Raw genomic sequence first — 15,518 nt, forward strand, 5'->3', positions numbered from 1 at the left:
ATTTATAAATGCAAAAATCTGTAGCACTTTGTACCTATAATGGGGAAACATATATTCGAGAACAACTCGACAGCATTTTGAAACAAACAATTTCAGTTCAGGAAATCATTATTTGCGATGATCATTCTACAGATCAAACCTTCACGATTATTGAAAAATATCGAGAAAACCATCCCGGATTATTCAAAATATTTATGAATAAAAAAAATCTGGGTTATGTAAAAAATTTCGAGAAAGCCATCTCACTGTGTTCTGGAGATCTAATTTTTCTCAGCGATCAAGATGATGTATGGTATGAAAATAAAGTAGAGAAAGTGGAGAAATCTTTTTTGGAGAATAAAAACATCAATGTTCTTTGTCATAATGTGAATCTTTTAGGAGATGAATTTAAGACCGAGAAAAATTACTGGCATTTAAGAAATTTCACCACTAATAAATCGAACTCCGAAATTTTGGAAATGGTTTTTCTCTCCGGAAATATATTTCCAGGAATGGCAATGGTAATTACTAAAGAAGCAAAGGAAAAATATCTCCCTCTGAGAAAAATAAATCAATTGATAATTCATGATTTTGAATTAATTCTTCGAGCTTGCAAAGACAATTCTTTTTATACGTTAGATGAGATTTTAGGAGATTATCGACTGCACGAAGAACAAAATATCGGCTTTGATACCCGTATTTTAGATAAAAAAATCACTGCAAACCACATTTATACGAGACATAATAGCATACAATATATTACAGATTTAACAGAAGAATTTGATCTGGATCAATCGCTGGTTGAACAATATATTGCAAATTTCAAAGCTTATCTTTCTGAATATCTTACTCAATTTCCAATTTGGAAAAGACCTTTTATTAAGGTGAAAATGAAACATTATTATAAAATTAAATAAGAAAATGCTTTCGATCATTATTTCAACCTATAAACCAGACCTTTTTTTAGCAAGTGAAAAAAATATTGCTGAAACGGTGGGTGTAGAATTCGAAATTATCAAAATTGACAATCCGAACCTAATGAGTTTGTGCGAAGCCTATAATCTGGGAGCCAAAAAAGCTATTTTTAAAAACCTTCTTTTTCTTCATGATGATGTTATCTTTTCCACCAAGAATTGGGGACAGATTATAAAAAATTATTTAGAAGACAACACAACTGGAATCATTGGTATTGCGGGTTCCAATTATATTCCCATCGCTCCGAGCGGTTGGTTTATAAAAAAACAAAACTTAGTTCCACAAGATTCAGAAAATATGGATAAAGCCATCGCTTTAGATGGTGTTTTTATGGCAGTATCCGGAAATCATTTTGAAGAAGTTTTATTTAACGAAAACGTAAAAGGTTTTCACGGTTACGATCTCGAGTTCAGTTTGAGAATGGCGGAAAAATATCAGAATTATATTGTTAAAGATATTCAGCTGGAGCATTTATCTTCTGGAAAAATAGAAAAAGCGTTCATCGATAATAATATCCAAATCAGAAAAGAACTTGGCTCCAACTTTCAAAAAAAGAGAGATGCGGATTTAGAAAAAATAGCATTCAACAATTTCTTAAATTTTTATTTCAAATATAATCCTGTTTCGTTCAAAAATATCCTGACGACTTTAGAATTTTTTCCGGTAGAGAATTTTAATAGATTTAACATATTTTCATTTCTAAAAACTTATCTCAAAATTCTTAAATATCGTAAATTGTCTGCACCTAAACCCCCTGCAGAATGAATTTCATTCACCTCATAACAACCCGTTTTAATGTTCCTACTTCAGTTTGGACCGTTACTCGGGATGGCGCAAAACCATTGAGCGAGGAATGGATGAAAGATCGTTTCCAAATTTTTCGGAAATATTGTTTACCCTCTTTTAAAAATCAGTCAAATAAAAATTTTATTTGGCTCGTTTTCTTTGACGTGAATACGCCAATCGAATATCAAAAGGAAATAGAAAAAATTCAAAAAGAGTTTTCTTTATTTCATCCTATATTTGTGCAGAATTTTGAGGAGATGCACCAAAAAGCACTTGAAATCATTCCAAGCTTTTTTACATCTGAAACCCAATTTGTAATTTCGACCGACATTGATAATGACGATTTGTTGCATCGAGATTTTGTGGCAACCGTTCAGGAAAAATATATTCCGAAACATGATCTTGTAATTGATTTGAAAAGAGGCTTACAACTCACCAAAACTTCAGAAAACACAGCAATCATTACTGTTTTTTATATGGTTGCAAATCCCTTCATCAGTTTGGTAGAAGAAATAAAAAAAGTCGGTATGGTAATGAAAGAGGAACATTTGAAATTCCGAAATTATCCAAATTATACTTCCTTTGATTCGGAACCAAGATTTATTCAGTATATTCATTCTAATAATCTTGTGAATAATACAGAGAGTGAAGCAGAAAGGTTAAGTGATTTGGACTTTTCAGACTACGGAATTGCGAAAGAAAATCATTTTAAAATATCGAAATCTGAAGCAGCTATTTTTAATATCAAAAGAAAATGGAGAATTTTGAAAAAGCTTTTAGTTAAAAAATAAATGGAGAAACCAAAAATCTACATGATCATCGTTACCTACAACGCCATGAATTGGGCAGAAAAATGTTTTTCGAGTTTGCGAAAATCATCAGTTCCGGTGCAAACGATTGTTGTAGATAATGGTTCAAATGATGGAACACAGGATTTTATTACAACTCAATTTCCAGAAGTTGAATTTATTCAATCACCGCAAAATCTAGGTTTTGGTAAAGCCAATAATATCGGAATTGAAACCGCTTATAAAAATGGAGCTGATTTCTTCTATTTGATGAATCAGGATGCCTGGATCTATGAAGATTCTGTAGAGCAATTATTAAAAGTTTTTGAAAATTATCCACAAAAAATTCAAATAGGAATTCTCAGTCCGATGCATTTAGATGGATCTGGAAAAAAATTAGATATTTTCTTAGACAAATATATTTCTCAGAATTTTGAAACCAGGATCATTTCCGATTTCTATTTCAAGTCGGTGAAACCTTACTACGAAATCAGTTTTATCAACGCTGCTCATTGGTTTATTCCTAAAGAAACCATCGAAAAAGTGGGTGGTTTTAATCCCTACTTTTTTCATTATGGAGAAGACAATGAATATGTGAATCGTCTTCATTTTCATGGAAAAAAAATACTTCTCTGCCCCGAAAGTAAAGTCGTGCATGATGGAAAGCAAGAGTTAGGGAAAGTAGATTATAAAAAATATTCAGATTTATCCTTAGAAACTAAAATCTTAAATCCTGCATATAAAAACGGTTTACAAAAAGAGCTAAAATCACTCAATTTAAGCAGGGCAAAGAATGTTCTGACCGGCAATTTTTCTAGAGCCAAAGAACTGAAAATAAAGTACAACAAAATAAAATCGGAATCTTCTGATCTTGTGGCAATTCAACAAAGAGTAACTCAACCGGGTTCAACTTTTTTAAATTTATAAAATATATGTGTGGAATAGCCGGAATAATTACTCCCAATGCTCAGCAATACAAAGTAGCTTTACAACAAATGACCGATGCAATCGCCCATCGTGGTCCTGATGCTGAACACCACGAATTTTTTGAAAATGCTGCGCTTGGTCATCGTAGATTATCGATAGTCGATTTATCTGAAACTGGGAAACAACCTATGTTTTCTAATACTAGAAATGAATGTATTGTCCTTAATGGAGAAATTTATGGCTATTTAGATTTAAAGAAAAAGTACAGCGATTACACCTATAATGGAAGTTCAGATACGGAAGTCATTTTGGCAATGCATGAAGCAAATGGTGAAGAATTACTTGCAGAACTTCCCGGGATGTTTGCTTTTGCAATTTGGGACGATCAAAAACAGGAACTGTTTTGTGCAAGAGATCGTTTCGGAGAAAAACCATTCTATTATGCAATTGGAAATAAGGGAGAATTTATTTTTGGGTCAGAAATTAAGGCGATTCTAAGCAGTGGATTAATTGAACCCAAAATCAATAAAGAAGCGCTTTATCATTTTCTCCAATATGGCTACGTAAGCAATTATCAAAGTATTTATTCTAATGTTTATACGCTTCCACCCGCTCACTATTTAAAATATTCGGAAGAAAAAATCGAAATTAAAAGATATTACAGTCTTCCCAAAAATGATATACAAATTACTCTTTCAGAGGCTAAAGAAGAGTTTACTCACTTATTAAAAAATGCAGTTCAGAAACAACTCGTTGCGGATGTTGAAGTTGGGAGTTTTCTAAGTGGCGGTCTGGATTCTTCTACAATTGTAGCAATGGTAAATGAATTTAAACCAAAACAAACTACCATCAGTTTCGGATACTCTAATGAACATAGCGAACTGAAATTTGCAGAAGAAATCGCTCAAAAATATCAAACAAATCACATCGAAATTCATGAGAACAGAGGAGATATCGCGGCAGATCTTTTAAAAATATCGCCCTACTTTGATGAACCCTTTTCGGATATGAGTTATACACCCCAATTTAAAATTTGTCAGGCTGCCGCAAGACATTTAAAAGTAGTATTGAGCGGTGATGTAGGAGATGAACTTTTTGGCGGATATAATTTTTATACTATTGAACAACAACTTCGAAATCATTTTAGTTATAACAATATTCTTCTGAAATTCGGTTTGAAACAATTTGGAAAATTTAGAGAAACTACCTTTTTAACGCAACAGAATATCAAGTATAAAAACATCCTGGACTTCCATCAAAACAGGGTGCGAAATTATTTTACGCCTCAAGAAATGGCACGTTTAGGAATTGCATCAAAATTTCATCAGGAATATAGTTTTGATATCAATCCAAATTCTTTAAATGATATCATGCGCGTAGATTTAGAGAAATATGTGCCGGGAAATATGTTGGTAAAAAGCGACCGAATGGCTATGGCAAATTCTTTGGAAGTCAGAACACCATTTTTAGATAAAAATTTTGCGGAATTTTGTATTCAACTTCCTGAAAATTTAAAATTAGACTCACAAAATGACAAAATTATCTTGCGGAAAACCATGCAGCAATATTGGACAGAAAGCATTAGAAATCGTACAAAGCAAGGATTTGGCTCCTCTGTTACAAACTGGTTCGAGGAAGAAAATTTAATCCACTTATCTGATGATTTACTAAAAAATAAAGACAGTACAGTTTTTAAATTGATTGATTACAATGCCTCACAGCAGTTTTTAAATAAAGATAAAAAACACTGGAATCTTCTTCAGTTAGCTCTTTGGGCAGAAAATCACAAAAATTTTATATAAAAGAAATGCTCAATATTTCGGTTATTATTCCGGTTTATAATGCAGCAGCTTTTCTAAAGAAAGCCGTAGAATCTGCGTTACAGTTCGAAGAAGTAAAAGAAATTATTTTGATTGACGATTGTTCTACAGATGATTCTTTGAAAGTTTGCCAAGAATTAACTTCAGAATATTCGCGAGTTCATCTCTTTCAACATGTTGATAAAGGAAATCATGGAGCTGGAGCAAGTCGGAATTTAGGCTTAGAAAAAGCTTCGCAAGAATTTATTGCATTTTTAGATGCCGATGATTACTACTTACCAAACCGTTTTGATTCTGAAAAAGAAATCTTTAAAAATAAAAAAATAGAAGGTGTTTTTGGAGCTATTGGAACAGAATTTCTTTCTGAAAAAGGGAAAGAAGAATTTATTGAAAAATTTAAAAACACCGAATTAACGACGGTAAAAAAAACTGCAGAAGGCAAAGAAATTTTTTATGGATTGCTTGGTTTGGAGCAAGATTTCGGAACGTTTTTTTCCTTAATCTCCTTAACAGTAAGAAACGAAAGTTTGCACAAAAACAATTTGAAATTTAATGAAAACTTAAGAATCCATCAAGACAGTGACTTTATTATTAAACTGTCTTTCCATTGCTTTTTGAAAACGGGCTCAATTACTGAAGCGGTTTCAATACGCGGAGTTCATGATGACAACCGAATTACAAAAATAAAAATATATTCAGAAAAATACAATCAACGCCAGTTTTTACTTTGGAATTCGATTTACAATTGGGCGAAAAATAAAAACATTGAGAAAAAATATCTCGAACACATTCAGTTGAGTAAGAAATCATTTGAATTATCAATTAAAAAAGGACTCTCCAAATATTTAAATTTGGCTTATTTTATTCTTCAAAATCCAAAAATTTTGAAAACAAGATATCGCTTTACGTTTTTGAAAAGATAATTTATGAAGCTCAATAATCTTTAAATATTACGCGGCATTTCAGCGATTTCTTTTTAGGCGGTTTCAGACGGAATCTGTTCCTTTATTGATTCTTGTTTTTGTATTAAAATTAGCAGTTGTAATTTTGATTTCCAAGATTCTTTATGAATTGATCGAAAAACGGTTGACCGCATTTTTAAAAAGGACAATTTTACCTCAATATTAATTATGAAAATTTCTGTCATCACACCGGTTTACAACGCCGAAAAATATATTACTCAAGCCGTAGAATCTGCCTTGCAGTTCGACGAAGTTTTTGAAATAATTTTGGTGGAGGATCAATCTCCCGATAATGCATTGAAAATATGCGAAAATTTAGCAAAAAAACATGAGCGTGTAAAATTATTTCAACATCCAGACAAAGGAAATCACGGAGCCGGAGCGAGTAGGAATTTAGCTTTGGAAAAAGCAAGCGGTGACTTTATTGCATTTCTGGATGCAGATGATTATTACTTACCAAACCGTTTTGACGCGGAAAAAAAACTTTTTAAAAACCCTGTAGTTGAAGGAGTTTACGGCGCAATTGGCGTTCATTATTATTCTGAAAAAGCCAAGGAACAAAACTATAAAATTTTTGGCGATCGATTAACGACCGTTTATAAAAAACATTCCCCAAAAGATGTTTTCCGTGGACAATTGGGCATGAACGGAAGTTTCGGACTTTTCAGTATTGATGGATTAACGATCAGAAAATCTGCTTTGGACAAAAAACTTTCTCCGATGATGAAAACTCATTTACGACTTCATCAGGATACCGAATTTTTATTTCGGCTTTCCTATTATTTAGATCTGTATCCGGGAATTTTAGACGAAGCTGTGGCGAATCGTGGCGTTCATGAGAATAATAGAATTACAAAAGTTGATTCTGGCAAGGTAAAACCCTCAATTTCTAAAGTTTTGCTTTGGAAAGAGGTAAAAAACTGGGCAGAAAAGGAAGAAAATTTCCCAAATGATATTCTTCTTCACATTCAAAGAATGCACCGCAGTTTCAAGATCGCAAATGCTCCTTTCCTAAAAAAATGGGGAATGATTTCAAAATATTTGGTAATCGACTATAGAAGTATTCGATCAGGTTTGTATAACATTAATTTCAGAGGGGATTTATTCTGAAATAATTTTTTGTCCTAATTTTTTAGAAAATTCAGTCATTGACTGATTGCTGAGATGTACCTCATCAATACATTTATAATCATTTGGAGTGAGATTATAATTTGTATAATTCACCTTATATTTAATAGACAGCTCTTGAATTTTAGCGTCAAAAAATGGAACTGCATTGTCTTCTATTTGATACGGTACAGAATTAACAGGCATTCTAAGAAGCAGAACTTTCCCATGTTTTTGTAAAAATCTGATGGTTTCTTCCAAATATTTCAATCTTTTTTCTGACCACTTTAAATCATCAATTCTCTTTTGAAATTCGCCCATTTTTCGTGTATTTTCTTCAGCGCGCTTTTCCGGAGAATAATCTTTAATCATTTTCACCTCCATCTTTCCATTATCTAAAACCTCCACATCTGCCATTGGATTTTTTGGTGGAAGTATTTTTAAATTTAAAGCTCGTGTAAGAGAATAATCATAACTTTCAATCAAATATTCCAAATTAGGATTCACATTTACAAAAGTGGTTTTGGCAACTGCTTTATCATTTTCAAAATAATATTCAGGCGAATCTGGTTTTGAACAAGTGACCATCAATGCAGTAGGCTCTACAATCACTACAAAAATACCGTCTTTAGTTTTTGGATCAAGTTTTTTTCGGATCGATTCTAAATATTTTGGCCCGTATGGAGAGTGTCCCCACGTAAAAGCGTAATTATAAAATTTAACTTTTGGATATTTGGGCTGAATTATTTTATCTAAAATAGCAGGATTGATCCCGGACCCACGAGAACTTCCCAATATCAGTGAATGCTGTGGCGAAGAGGTGAATCTTTTATAAAAATCATCCGTATGTTCTCCTGTGAGAAAAATTGCATAACCGATCACCAATAACGGCACTATCGAAAATAGTGATAATTTTAAAATCGATTTTCTAAAACTGTGCATAAATGTAACCTTTAGGTGCAATATAAAACAGAAAAACAAGAAAAATCAAAACATAATAAAATCCCCATCTCACAAAACGAGGCTTACTATTAAGAAAATTTTCTAACGCAAATTCTTGATGTCTTGTGATCCATTCCAAAGCAAGCATAAAAAAAATGAGAACTGCAACTTCTTTTTGAAAGGGAAAATTCGGGATTTGAAAAAGACTCGATGAGAATATTTTTTTATAAAATTCGCCTGCCATGGCGAGATCTTTTACAGAAAACAAAATCATAATTAAAGTGAAACTTAAAAAAGTGATCGCAATATTTCGAGCTTCCAAAAAGGTTGGAAATAAGCCCGCCGTTGTTTTTAATTTCTTCCCCAATTTCCCTCCAAGAATTAAAGGAACATACATTAATCCATTTACCAGTCCGAACACTACATAATGCCATTCTGCACCGTGCCACAATCCGATGAGAAAAAAATTAATGATAATGGCTAAAATTAAACCCCATTTTCCAAAGTCCCGAAATTGAATTGATAAAGGGGTAAACACAAAATCAGTTAACCATGACGTTAAAGAAATATGCCATTTTCTCCAAAAATCTGCAGCGTTCTGCGCAAATAAGGGAAATTTAAAATTTACATGAACTTTAATTCCCAAAAGTTTTGAAATTCCTATCGCCATATCAGAATATCCGGAGAAATCTGCATAAAGTTGCACAAAATACAACATAGAACCAATTAGCAAAGCACTGCCATTTAAAGTGGAATAGGTTTCAAAGATCGGGCTCGTTATCGTCGCGATACTATCTGCAACAACCAATTTTTTAAATAAACCCCACAATAACTGTCGCAAACCATTTGTAAAATTTTCAGAAGAAAAATCCCGCTTTAATTTAATCTGCTTTACGAAAGGTAAAGCCCTGTCAATTGGCCCGGAAATCATGGTTGGGAAGTAAGAGACAAATACAGAATATTCCAGTAAAGACGGAATTTCTTTGATCTTTTTATTTCTTACATCCAGTAAATAACCAATCATTCGAAACGAATAAAAACTGATTCCAATAGGTAAAATAATGGATAAAATATTCTTCTGCGTATCAAAACCGATGTGTTGAAGAAAATCATGAATGTTTTCGATGAAGAAATTAAAGTATTTGAAATAAAGCAACTGCAGCAATACGACCAAGATACCCAACCTGCTCCACCATTTTCTGGAAGAATCATCCGCCGCAAATATTTTTTTACTGATATAAAAGGTAGCTGCAATTGTGACGAGAAGTAAGATTAAAAATTGCGGACTCCAGGAAAAATAAAAAATGCAGCTTCCTAAAAGCAACACCCCATTTTGTATCGTAGCGTTTTTTCCTAATCGCCAATAAATAAGGAATAGAATAATGAAGAAAAAGATAAAAAAGTAAGAGTTCAGCAGCATAAAATGAATATTTCTTTAAGAATTTGAAGCATCTAAAAAAATATGGTTTCCGTTGAAATGCGGCCCACCATTAATGCATAATCCAATAAATTTGGCGATATCTTTTCCTTCTAAATTATTTTTTAACGGATAAGATGCAACAATTGCTTCCATTTGCCTTTCATCCATATTTTTATGAAAATCGGTCACCGTAAATGCGGGCGAAACTGAATTGGAAGTGACACCAAATTTCACATTTTCCATAGCCCAGTGTTTACTCATCTGTAATAAATAAGCCTTATTTGAATTATAAACAGAGGTTCCCATTGCCGGAAATTTCAGAGACGATGACAAAATATTAATGATCCTGCCAAATTTTTCTTTCCGGAAAATCCTGATACATTCCTGCGTTATTTGTAGCGTAGGAATTACATTGGTCTGAAAATCGGTGAGAAATTTATCGGAATCAGTTTTATGGAAATAAGTATCGATGAAAGTACCGCTGTAAAAATTATTAATAAGAATATTAGGTTTAAAATCTTGAATTTTCTTTAAAAAATCATCGATTTGTAATGGATCTGCGAAGTCAATCTGAAATGCTTTTGCGTTCGGAAATTCACCAGTAATTTCTTTGGTTGATTCCTCAGAATTTCGGTAGGTAAATAAAACTTCATAATCTTCACGAAGTAAAAATAAATTGATCTCTTTTCCAATTCCTGCCGAACCGCCTGTTAAAACTACTTTTTTCATATCAATTCTTTAATCTGAATTTTTCCTGAAGCTACTATTTTCAAAGATGAATTTTTAAAATTAAATTTTATCACATCCACTTTTACTGCTTCTGACTGTTCAATTACAATTGCTTCGAAATTTAAAATATCATTCAAATAAACCGGATTTTTAAAATTGATATTTTGAGATAAAATCATCACTTCTTCGGATGGTAGAAGTTCTCCAATGAAAAAAGAAATAAAACCGTTTAAAATATTTCCGTGCATTACTTTTCCTGCAAATCCCTTTTCTTTCGCAAATTCTTCATTGGTATGAAGTGCATTTTTATCCTGAAAAATTTCTTTGAAACCTTCATAAACGGCAGAATCAACCGTAAATTGATGCTGAAAATTCTGATTGAGGGAAAGAATCATTATTTAGATAAAATACAATCGATCATTTCTCCCACATTATTCCAGCTCTGGATTTCTGAAGAAGTAAAACGTACTTTAAAAGCTTTTTCTACCGCCACGATCAACTGAATATGAGATAAAGAATCCCATTCTTCGATATCGTCTGCAGCGGTTTCTCTACTCAAAATAATATCTTCGTTATCTAATTCGTCGTGAAAAATACCTGTTAATTTTTCTAAAATTTCTTCGTTGGTCATTTTATTTAGTTTTAATATTAATTTCTCTTTCCTGATAATCTTCTATTGTTAAGATCCATTCTCCTTCTGTTTTGGAAAAGCCTAATTTTTCATAATGATTTTCTACCATTTGGTTTTTGGATGTTGAAATATACTCGCCAATAATATTTTTAAAACCATGGGCTTTTGCAGTTTCTACTATTTTATTTAAAGTAAATTCTTCCATTCCTCTCTTCAATACTCGGCAGCTCATTAACCAGGATTCTATAAAAAGGTTCTCGCTATCCAAACCTTCTAAAACTACAACGCAAATTAAACCGTTATCTCCGTATTTATCTTCTAATGTGAATGATAAAGTTTTATGTTTATCTGATTGCATTAAATCCTCAACCTCTTGTTCCGTATATCGCACAGTTCTTAAATTAAACTGGTTGCTGCGCTGAGAAAGTTGTGAAACTCTCGGTTTAGAAAAATTATTAAATCCCTGGACATCAGAAATCATATTTAAACTTTTCAGAAATTCATCAACGTTTGTGAAACTTTCCAAGGCTGTCGCTCTTTCTGCTTCCACTTGGTATTGCTTCGTTCGTTCTGCATCGTTTTCTGAGTAACTTGCCGTTTCAAATAGATTTAATTCATAAAGATATTCTAAATAATATGCAGGATCTTCGGGTAATTCCGGCACGCAGACTTCCGGGAGATTTTCCCGAACTAAATTTCTTTCAAAAGGATTATCATCCAAAAAAACCATAGAGTCAAAACCGATATTTAAAATATTCTGAATTTTTCTAATGTTATCCGCTTTATTTTCCCAATTTGCTACAAAAACTGAAATATCATCCAGTTTTAAAACCATATCAGGATGACTTTCAAAAGGTTCCTTTGCTTTATCCTCATCATTTTTACTACAAACAGCGAGAATAATACCTCTTTTTTGTAGTGCTTTTGCCCACTGCTGAAATTCTGTAAAAGCTTTACCTATTCCTAAACTTCCGATCTGTATATTTTCTAAACCATCATCACCGATAATCCCGCCCCAGGTTGTATTATCTAAATCGAGAATTAAACATTTTTTAAATTTTCCCTCAAGGGATGAAATAATGCTGACAACATTCTGAGCTACGATAGGCAATATATCTAATGAAAGAACCATTTCTGTGTTGATATATATATTTGGAGAAAACATAAAGTCTCTGCCAAATTTATTTTGAACAGCGCAAAGATCTGCAATAAATAGATTGCTTTTATCTAAAGCCAATTCCCCTAAAAGATAATTGAGTTTCCGTTGTTGAAAAACAAAAGAAGATTCTACTTTTTGCGAGAAATTACCAAAAATTTGCGGATCAATTTCTGGAAAATTACAATAAATCACTTCGCTTTTTGTTCTGTTTGTGATATAGTGATATAGTTCTTCTATATAATTAATTTTATTTTGAGCAAAATTGAGCTGATCACTATAAGATTTGTAATAGTAGGAAAGCAACTTGTGAGATGATTCGAAGATCAGCGTATATTCCGGGTCAAAATCATAGTATTCCGATGCGGGATCAATTATTTGGCGAGAGATTTGTCCAAAATCAGCTTCGTATATTTCAAAATTATAAGATTGCTCAAAAGCAGTTCCTTTCAATGCAACATTTAAAAATTGTGTAGCAGTGTCTCCCAAAATTGCCACTCTAATCTTTTTAGAGTTTTCCGCATTTTTTTTAGCGTTTTTCTTTAACTGGCTAAATGTTTTAATCATTATTCTACTCTCCAATGTGTTTTTATAAGATTTTGTAATCTGTAAAATTCTTATCAAAACATAGATCAAACTCAAATTTACGATGTGGATTTTTAAAAAACTCCACAAACCTTGGATTTAAAGTTTCATAATATGCTGCACTATCAAATTCTGCTAAAGCTGGATGCACCATTACTTCAACAGTATTATAACTACAACTTTGTTTTAGAAATGGAAAGAGATTTTCTGCGTTGATCTCACAGGTATTCAACATGGAGTAAAATCCGATTTGCTTGTCGTTTTTATTAAGGATAGATAGAAATTTTAAAAGTAATAATTTAGTAAAATTAGCCAAAGAAGCAGTTCTTCCGTTAAACCTCCAGCTTTCAAAAAAACTTTCATTGATTTCTCTCACTCTTTCTATCCTGTATTTCTTCCCTAATTTTCTTACGATCTTATTGATGGAAGGTATGATATGAATATGTTCATGCCCATCTATGTGGGAAATTTCAATTCCTTTTTCTTTAATTTTTATAATTTGCTGCTCCAGTTCAAATTCTATGGAATGCAACGTTTTTTTACTTTTTCTTTTAAAGAGTAAACTGACAAATGTATTGTTTAGCTTTCTATTTTCAGCTAAAATATTCTTTGAAAACAGTGCAGTACCACAAGTTAAATTCAGATGTACGCCAATTTTTAAATCTTTGCACACAGGAAGAATTTTTTCTACTGCATGATCGAAATATTCTGTATTCGCCATCAAGCTTGCGTGGGAAAGGAAACCCATTGTATGAGCTTGTAGAATGGCATTATTCACCCCCAAAGAGAATCCAAGATCATCGGCGTTAAGAATAATATTTTTAACCATTTTTTTTAATTGAAGAGCAAATCTCTGAAAAATATAAGCAGATATTGAATTATAGATATACTTGTTTTCGGTATGACTTTCTACTTAATAAAAGCGCCTACATATTTCCCTTCGAATTCAATAACAGTAGATTCTATATTATTTTCTTCGCAAAAGTCTTGGTACGCAGAATTATCTCCTATATCATCGCTTAAAAAAACACCTCCCTTTCGCAAATGTTTGTACAATTCATCATAAGCCCAAATTCTACCATCGTAACTTTTATCGGAATCGTAATGAATCACATCAAAAATTTTATTCTCCGAAAAGATTTTAGGTAAAGATTCTTTGTCTGCAAAACGAAAAAGTTTCCAGTTATTTTTCAATTTTTCCGGGACAACCACACCAACATACTGGTCGCCATTCTGACCTAAATAAGGCATATCTGAACTGTATAAAGTGCCGTTTCTTTTTTCCAGAGAAAGTAATGCGGCTAAAGAAGACCATCCATACGCAACGCCAGTTTCCAAAACATTTGTAGCCTTTGTAAATTCGGAAGCATAATAAATGAGTTCCAAAGCTCCCGCTCCACCCATCTTCACGGGACAAGTTTTTTCTTTTCCAGAAGATTCGTCTAAGATCAGCTTATTTTCATTGCGAAATTTTAGATCATTTATTCCAAACAGTTTTGCAACTGCATCTTTTTGAGAAATTGCTATAGAAATTGCCCAGGAATTAGTTTTATCTTTTCCTTTCCCTGCATTTCCTCTGTGTAGTGTATTCTTTATTATTTTCCGACCAAGTTCTGGATATAAATCTGGCCTTTTTAAATACGCTATGAGGGTTTTAGCCACTCTTTTTAATTCGCTCACTGTGTTTTAATTTGTGCGTAAAAATAGGGAAAATTCTACAATGTTTAAAAAACTCAGTATCTTTGAAAATCTTTCAAAAAAACAAAATAACAATCAGAAATGAAGTTTTCACTCCTCATTGCGAATTATAATAATGGACATTTCTTTTCAGATTGTTATCAGTCCATCATTAATCAAACTTATGAAAATTGGGAGGTCGTAATTTTGGACGATTCTTCTGAAGATGATTCTGTAAAACTCATTAATGAGCTTATCCAGAAAGATTCTAGATTTCGATTATATGAAAATGAAGAAAATAAAGGGGTTGGTTATACTAAAAGCAAATTAATCGACCTTTCTGTCGGTGAGGTTTGTGGCTACCTGGATCCAGATGATGCGCTAGGAAAAGATGCACTACAGGCATCAATCAATATTTTTTTTAAAAATAAAGACGCTGTTCTTACCTATTCGAGACTTGTAAAATGCGATGAAAACCTTAATCCAAAGGAAGAATTTAAATCTGCAATGCAAGTTCCCAACGGAGATCCTTATTTTTTCAACTGTCCTATACAAATAGCTCCTTTTGTAGGTTTTAAAAAGTCAGTTTATATGCAGTGCGAAAAAATGGACGCTGCATTCCGAATTGCGGAAGACCAAGATTTATATTACAAAATGTATGAGAAAGGCAAAGTTATTTTCATAGATCAGACAGATTATTTTTATCGCGCCCATGAAGGTGGAATCTCACAGAACGCCAACAAACAGAAGTCTTACGATTATTGGGGAAAAGTAATTTGGACGGCCATGAAAAGAAGAAATTTATGCGTTATCAATGGAGAGAAAATTCCAGATCACTTTACATCATCTCAGGAAATTTTTGATTTACTTTCTTATCAAAATTCAATTCCTTACCGGATCAAAAAGAAATTAAAAGTCTTTTATCAATCGGTCTTTTAATAAGCGTAAAACCTTTGATGTTCATGTAGCAAATTGTAACAAAATATAAACTGAAAATTACAAAGAAATCCTCAAAAAGTTACAGAAAAGACATC

At 32.5% G+C, this 15,518-nt stretch carries 16 protein-coding genes; 8 read left to right on the plus strand and 8 right to left on the minus strand.

Annotated elements, in window-relative coordinates; all coding sequences use genetic code 11:
• Positions 1-8: 8 nt before the first annotated feature.
• The 7 genes from OA86_RS15255 (at position 9) to OA86_RS04820 (ending at position 7,347) form a co-directional block, all read left to right on the plus strand.
• Entirely contained in the window at positions 9-896 is an 888-nt protein-coding gene (locus tag OA86_RS15255) for a glycosyltransferase (RefSeq protein ID WP_052257390.1), read from the plus strand.
• 4 nt (positions 897-900) lie between these two features.
• Complete coding sequence (locus OA86_RS04795; protein ID WP_052257391.1) at positions 901-1,719, plus strand: glycosyltransferase; 819 nt, start codon at positions 901-903, stop codon at positions 1,717-1,719.
• Entirely contained in the window at positions 1,716-2,531 is an 816-nt protein-coding gene (locus OA86_RS04800) for a glycosyltransferase (protein WP_039349608.1), read from the plus strand. Before OA86_RS04795 ends, OA86_RS04800 begins: the two co-directional genes overlap by 4 nt.
• Positions 2,532-3,455 carry a glycosyltransferase family 2 protein gene (locus tag OA86_RS04805; RefSeq protein ID WP_039349612.1) on the plus strand — a complete coding sequence of 308 codons (924 nt, stop codon included), beginning with the start codon at positions 2,532-2,534 and terminating at the stop codon, positions 3,453-3,455.
• 5 nt (positions 3,456-3,460) lie between these two features.
• Positions 3,461-5,257: an asparagine synthase (glutamine-hydrolyzing) gene (gene asnB / locus OA86_RS04810; RefSeq protein WP_039349613.1), complete on the plus strand. Its 1,797-nt coding sequence runs from the start codon at positions 3,461-3,463 to the stop codon at positions 5,255-5,257.
• Between the two features lie 5 nt (positions 5,258-5,262).
• A complete protein-coding gene (locus OA86_RS04815; protein WP_039350498.1) occupies positions 5,263-6,198 on the plus strand; it encodes a glycosyltransferase family 2 protein in 936 nt (311 codons plus the stop codon).
• A gap of 207 nt (positions 6,199-6,405) precedes the next feature.
• Positions 6,406-7,347: a glycosyltransferase family 2 protein gene (locus OA86_RS04820; protein WP_039349615.1), complete on the plus strand. Its 942-nt coding sequence runs from the start codon at positions 6,406-6,408 to the stop codon at positions 7,345-7,347.
• On the opposite strand, the gene OA86_RS04825 is transcribed toward OA86_RS04820, so the two are convergent.
• From OA86_RS04825 to OA86_RS04860, 8 genes are all read right to left on the minus strand, one after another.
• On the minus strand, positions 7,339-8,286 hold the full coding sequence (locus tag OA86_RS04825; protein WP_039349616.1) for a hypothetical protein: 948 nt from the start codon (positions 8,284-8,286) through the stop codon (positions 7,339-7,341). The genes OA86_RS04820 and OA86_RS04825 overlap by 9 nt on opposite strands.
• Complete coding sequence (locus OA86_RS04830; RefSeq protein ID WP_039349619.1) at positions 8,273-9,706, minus strand: MBOAT family O-acyltransferase; 1,434 nt, start codon at positions 9,704-9,706, stop codon at positions 8,273-8,275. The genes OA86_RS04825 and OA86_RS04830 overlap by 14 nt, the downstream gene beginning before the upstream one ends.
• Positions 9,707-9,721: 15 nt before the next feature.
• Entirely contained in the window at positions 9,722-10,435 is a 714-nt protein-coding gene (locus OA86_RS04835) for an SDR family NAD(P)-dependent oxidoreductase (protein WP_039349621.1), read from the minus strand.
• Entirely contained in the window at positions 10,432-10,830 is a 399-nt protein-coding gene (locus tag OA86_RS04840; RefSeq protein ID WP_052257392.1) for a MaoC/PaaZ C-terminal domain-containing protein, read from the minus strand. Before OA86_RS04840 ends, OA86_RS04835 begins: the two co-directional genes overlap by 4 nt.
• Positions 10,830-11,066 carry an acyl carrier protein gene (locus OA86_RS04845; RefSeq protein ID WP_039349625.1) on the minus strand — a complete coding sequence of 79 codons (237 nt, stop codon included), beginning with the start codon at positions 11,064-11,066 and terminating at the stop codon, positions 10,830-10,832. Before OA86_RS04845 ends, OA86_RS04840 begins: the two co-directional genes overlap by 1 nt.
• 1 nt (position 11,067) lies before the next feature.
• A complete protein-coding gene (locus OA86_RS04850; protein WP_198410759.1) occupies positions 11,068-12,789 on the minus strand; it encodes an HAD-IIIC family phosphatase in 1,722 nt (573 codons plus the stop codon).
• Positions 12,790-12,811: 22 nt separating this feature from the next.
• The gene (locus OA86_RS04855; RefSeq protein WP_039349628.1) at positions 12,812-13,636 is read right to left on the minus strand and encodes a carbohydrate deacetylase; all 825 of its coding nucleotides are present in this window, start codon (positions 13,634-13,636) and stop codon (positions 12,812-12,814) included.
• 80 nt (positions 13,637-13,716) lie between these two features.
• On the minus strand, positions 13,717-14,487 hold the full coding sequence (locus OA86_RS04860; RefSeq protein WP_039349631.1) for a class I SAM-dependent methyltransferase: 771 nt from the start codon (positions 14,485-14,487) through the stop codon (positions 13,717-13,719).
• A gap of 99 nt (positions 14,488-14,586) precedes the next feature.
• Here OA86_RS04860 and OA86_RS04865 point away from each other — a divergent pair, with 99 nt between their 5' ends.
• Complete coding sequence (locus OA86_RS04865) at positions 14,587-15,423, plus strand: glycosyltransferase family 2 protein (protein ID WP_039349634.1); 837 nt, start codon at positions 14,587-14,589, stop codon at positions 15,421-15,423.
• The last annotated feature ends 95 nt before the right edge of the window (positions 15,424-15,518 follow it).

This window comes from Kaistella jeonii (genome assembly GCF_000812865.1).
Lineage (GTDB): Bacteria > Bacteroidota > Bacteroidia > Flavobacteriales > Weeksellaceae > Kaistella > Kaistella jeonii.